Genomic DNA, 4484 nt, shown 5'->3' with positions numbered 1-4484 from the left:
ATGTGTATAAGAGACAGCCTCGCTGGTGATCGACGACATTATCGACCGTTCCGATCTCCGTCGGGGAACCGCAAGCGCCTGGGCCGAGTTCGGTTACGGCCCCGCGATCATCACCAGCGACGGGCTGCTCGGGGAGGCGTTCGCGCTCTTCTCCGCGGATCCGAACGCGACCCAGGTCGTCGCCGAGGCGATGGTCGAGCTGGGCGTCGGCGAGGCGACCGAGCTCTCCTCTCAACCCTCCAACGAGGAGGAGTACATGACTCTCGCCCGCCGAAAGACCGGGGCTCTGTTCCGGGCCGCGGCCGAACTCGGCGCGATCGCCGCCGATTCGGACCCGTTTACCGTCGAGGCGCTGGGCGAGTACGCCGAACGGGTCGGCGTCGCCTTCCAGATCAGAGACGACGTCCTCGACGCCGTCGCGGACCCCGAGGAGCTGGGGAAGCCGACGGGTCACGACGCCGCCCTCGAGCGCCCCTCCGTCGTTCAGGTGACCGACCTCTCCCCGGAGGAGGCGAACGCCCGCGCCCGCGCGGAGGCCGACCGGGCCATCGACGCCCTGGAACGGGTCGACGCCGTCGACCGCGAGGCCCGGGAGTACCTGCGCGAGCTCGCGGAGTTCGTCGTCGAGCGCGAGCGGTGATCGGTCTCAGCACGTTTACGATGGAGCCTCCGCTCTCAAGGAGCAACTGAAGGGGAAGTCACCGGCCTATTACCGGTGACTGATTGCCGGAAGTCCACATCAAAGCCCCACTCTCAAGGACCGAGGCACGTATGCGCCGAGGGAGTAGGGTGGGGTAGAGGGTGTCATACAATAGTTCTCAAGCAACATTATTCTCGGTCAGGTAGGATGGATAAAACACGAGAGCAGCTCAAACGCTGGTGGAAGCGTAGAATGAGACTGCTATAATCATCAAATAGCGGGTGTGAGACGTATTCTATGACACCCTGTGGGGTAGTTTACGCGCTTTCGGTTCGGCGCGTCTCCTCGCTCTCCTCGTCCGAGAAGCGCGACTCGGCGACCGCGAACGCGAGCGTACTGACGATCCCTAGCAGCGTGCCCGCGGTCAGCGCGGTCGCGAGGACGGGGAGGCCGACGATATCGAGGAAGTACGCGCTCACCGCGTAGAGAACGATCGCGATCGAGACGACGTAAAACGGGGCGTTGAGGTAGCGCCACTCGAGCCGACCCGCGATGTACTCGTCGGTGATCTGTCCGAGACTGGTCGTGACGCCGGCGGCGGCGAACCACTGGACCGACCCGTACAGCAGCGCCGACAGCATGACGGGAACGCCGACGTCGCCGGCCGTCTCGGCCTGCACCCGCTCGAGTTCGGCCGCGCCGCTGACGCCGCCGAGGACGAGCAACGCGGCGGCGACGACGTACGCAAGCAGGGTGGTGCGACCGGCGTACAGCGATCGGCGCGCCCACTCGACCGCGTCGTCGAGTCGCTCGCCGAGGCCGAGGCCCCGCGAGATGAGATAGAGGCCGAGCAGCGTCGAGGTCATGCCGAGGACGACGGCGGGCATCTCGAGAATCGTCCCGGCCAGCGCGAGCGGGTAAATGAGCAGGAGGATACCCAGCGGAATGAGCACGGTACCGCGGGTCTCGGGATCGTCGAGTACCTGTTTGAACGTGTAGTACATCGACTCGAGGTTCTGGGCCTGCCTGACGACGACGCGGCGAACGCCGTCGATCGGAACCCGCGAGCGGACGACGGGGATGACCGACTCGTCCTGCGCGCCGTCGGTGACGACCAGAGCGGTGACGTCCTCGGCCGTCGAGAGGCTCGCGAGGACGGTGTCGACCTCGTCGCCGACCTCGCGGTTGGCGTCGACGTCGCCGTCCTCGTTGCCGGTGACGATCGCAACCTCGACGCTCTCGTCCCGGGCGGCGAGGTCGTCGTAGATGTGGACGCCCTGAAAGGCGACGTTGACGTCGGAGTCCTCCGGGTCCGCGGTCGCCAGCGCAACGGCTGCCTCCTCGACGGCGTCTCGGCCGATCACCGGCGTCGTGAACTCGGTCTTCCGGCCGAGGTCGTCGTCGAGGTCGACACACAGGACCAACAGCATCGAGTCGTGGTTGGACACCGCGGTATTTCGGTCTTCTGGGAGCGACGAAATTCCGGGCTGGCGTCGACGTCCGTCGCGTGTGAACCACGGACAGGATCCGACGCGGCCGTTCCGCACAGTTTTTGGGGCTCGGCGGGTTACGTTCCTTCGAATGATATCGAAGGGCTGTGAGCAGTGCGCGAAAGGCGGCAAGATGGTGCTGTTCGTCTACGGTTACTGCGACCAGCGCGACTGCTTTTACTGCCCGCTCGGCGAGAACCGCAAGAACGTCACCGACGTCTACGCGAACGAACGGCAGGTCGAACGCGACGAGGACGTCCTCGAGGAGGCCCACCGGATGGACGCCCTGGGCACCTCGATCACCGGCGGCGAACCCCAGGAGGCCCTCGAGCGCACCTGCCACTACCTCGAACTCCTCAAGGACGAATTCGGCGAGGACCACCACACCCACCTCTACACCGGTATTACGGGGGGTCGCGAGAATATGCGCAAGCTCTCGGAGGCCGGCCTCGACGAGATCCGCTTCCACCCCCCCTACGAGCTGTGGGGCGACATGCACGGCACCGAGTGGGAGGAGATCCTCCACGTCGCTCGCGAGGAGGGGCTCACCCCCGCCTTCGAGATCCCGGGCATCCGCGCCGAAGAGGAGTTTCTGGAGTTTCTCGACGAGGGCGCCGCCGAGTTCTGCAACGTCAACGAGTTCGAGATGTCCGACGGGAACTACCGCCGGATGCAAGAGGAGGGGTACGAGCTCAAGGAGGGCCACATGAGCGCCGTCGACGGCTCTCGCGAGGAGATCCTCGAGGTGATGGGCGACCACGAACGGGTCTACTTCTGTACCTCCGTTTTCAAGGACGCGGCCCAGCACCGCCGTCGGCTGAAGCGGGCCGCCCGCAACGTCCGCCGGGAGTTCGACGACGTCACCGACGACGGCACGCTCGTCTACGGGAAAACGTACGCCGACCCCGAGCGGTTCGTCGATCTGGGCGTCCCCGAGGAGTTCTACACCGTCAAGTCCGACCACGTCGAGATCGCCTGGTGGCTGCTCGAGGAGATGATCGAGGAGGGCGACCTCGACGACGGCGAGATCGTCGAACAGTATCCGACCTACGACGGGCAGGTCGTCGAGCGGACGCCGTTAGCGTAAGTACCGCGAGCGAACGACGTGAGCGAGCGGCTTTTTGGTCGAGATTTTTGGAGGAGGGTGAGCGGAGCGAACCCGACGAGAAAAAGGTCGCGACGCGGTATCCGACCGACGACGGGCAGGTCGTCGAGCGGACGTCATCGGCGTGCTCTGCATTTTGAGCCTGGTGTGTGGCTCGAGCGACGGCGAGAGCCACACGACCCGGGAACAGGAAGTCAACCGGTGTCCTGCTCGCGCAAAAGGGACCGTCAGTCGAGCTCCGTCGGATCGACTTCCGGCAGCGTGATGAGGTTCTCGCGGCCGATTCGGAGCTTATCGATCTCGCCGTCCTCGGCCATCTGCGAGAGTAGCTGCGACACCTTCGCGTTCGACCAGCCCGTCTCGGAGACGATCGAGCCCTGTTTCATCCGGCCCCCGTTACGCCGGAGCAGCCGGAGCACTCGCTCCTCGTCGCTCAACAGTTCGGGATCGATCGTCTCGGTCCGTTCGTCTGACTCCTCGACGTACGCGAACGTCTGGCCGGCCGATTCTGTCGTCGCCTCGCGACGGGTGGTGTCGGGTGCTCGAGTTTCGGGCGCGGCAGGACGATTCGAGTCCCGCCGGTCGGACGACCCGCTCGAGCCGGACCGTTGAGGCGAGTCGTCCGCTCGGTCCCGCCTCTCGGAGGCGACGGTGTCGACGATCCGCGCCGCGGGGGACCAGTCGGGATCGGACGACCGACGCGCCAGCGCGTAGCTCGCCGCCGCGATCCCCACCGCGAGGACGACCAGTCCGCCCAGGAGCAGTTCGGCGCTCGCGGGAAGCGATCCGCCGGTGCCTCCGGTCGCCCCCTCGCCGGCGCCGCGAAGGAACGTCACCTCGAGTTCGTCCTCGCTGAACTGGTAGGGGCCGTCGACGACGAGGGCGCTATCCTGGGGGCTCACCGGAAGGTTGTAGTCGTGGAACCCGTGGTTCGACGGGGACTGGATCACGAGGCGTTGATCCGCGACGAGCGCCGACAGCCACGGTCCGTCGGCGCCCTGAAACGCGTCTCCGACGTGGATCCGGGTCCCGTTGACCGCCGCGAACTCGGTCCAGGTAAACGAGTACGAGAGCACGCCGACCGTCGGTTCCGAACCGTCCGGGGAGCGGAGCCGCGGTTCGTTCCAACCGGCACCCCGAATCGCCATCTCGCGGTCGGTCGCGTCCGCGGCCGCCTCGACGTGGGGGTCGAACATACTCCGATCGTAGACTCCCTCGCGTTCGCCGTCTGCGATCTCCTCGCCGTACT

At 66.2% G+C, this 4484-nt stretch carries 3 protein-coding genes and 1 pseudogene; 2 read left to right on the top strand and 2 right to left on the bottom strand.

Translation table 11 applies throughout. From position 1 onward, the window contains the following. Positions 1-13: 13 nt before the first annotated feature. Positions 14-640: pseudogene (locus tag C492_RS03965) on the top strand (polyprenyl synthetase family protein); the annotation flags it as partial. A 317-nt stretch (positions 641-957) separates the two neighbouring features. Here the strand turns inward: C492_RS03965 and C492_RS03960 are convergent. Further along, entirely contained in the window at positions 958-2070 is a 1113-nt protein-coding gene (locus C492_RS03960; RefSeq protein WP_049892687.1) for a DUF373 family protein, read from the bottom strand. Positions 2071-2221: 151 nt separating this feature from the next. Between C492_RS03960 and C492_RS03955 the strand changes: the two genes are divergently transcribed. Further along, positions 2222-3217 carry a radical SAM protein gene (locus C492_RS03955; RefSeq protein ID WP_008420666.1) on the top strand — a complete coding sequence of 332 codons (996 nt, stop codon included), beginning with the start codon at positions 2222-2224 and terminating at the stop codon, positions 3215-3217. A gap of 245 nt (positions 3218-3462) precedes the next feature. On the opposite strand, the gene C492_RS24115 is transcribed toward C492_RS03955, so the two are convergent. Next, a partial coding sequence (locus C492_RS24115; RefSeq protein WP_008420665.1) for a helix-turn-helix transcriptional regulator occupies positions 3463-4484 on the bottom strand: 1022 nt, incomplete at its 5' end.

This window comes from Natronococcus jeotgali DSM 18795, from assembly GCF_000337695.1.
Classification (GTDB): domain Archaea; phylum Halobacteriota; class Halobacteria; order Halobacteriales; family Natrialbaceae; genus Natronococcus; species Natronococcus jeotgali.
This window is presented reverse-complemented; position numbering and strand designations above follow the sequence as displayed.

Coding starts and splice junctions, on each gene's coding strand:
- C492_RS03955 (WP_008420666.1), top strand. CDS start 2,222: ATGATATCGAAGGGCTGTGAGCAGTGCGCGAAAGGCGGCAAGATGGTG.
- C492_RS03960 (WP_049892687.1), bottom strand. CDS start 2,070: ATGCTGTTGGTCCTGTGTGTCGACCTCGACGACGACCTCGGCCGGAAG.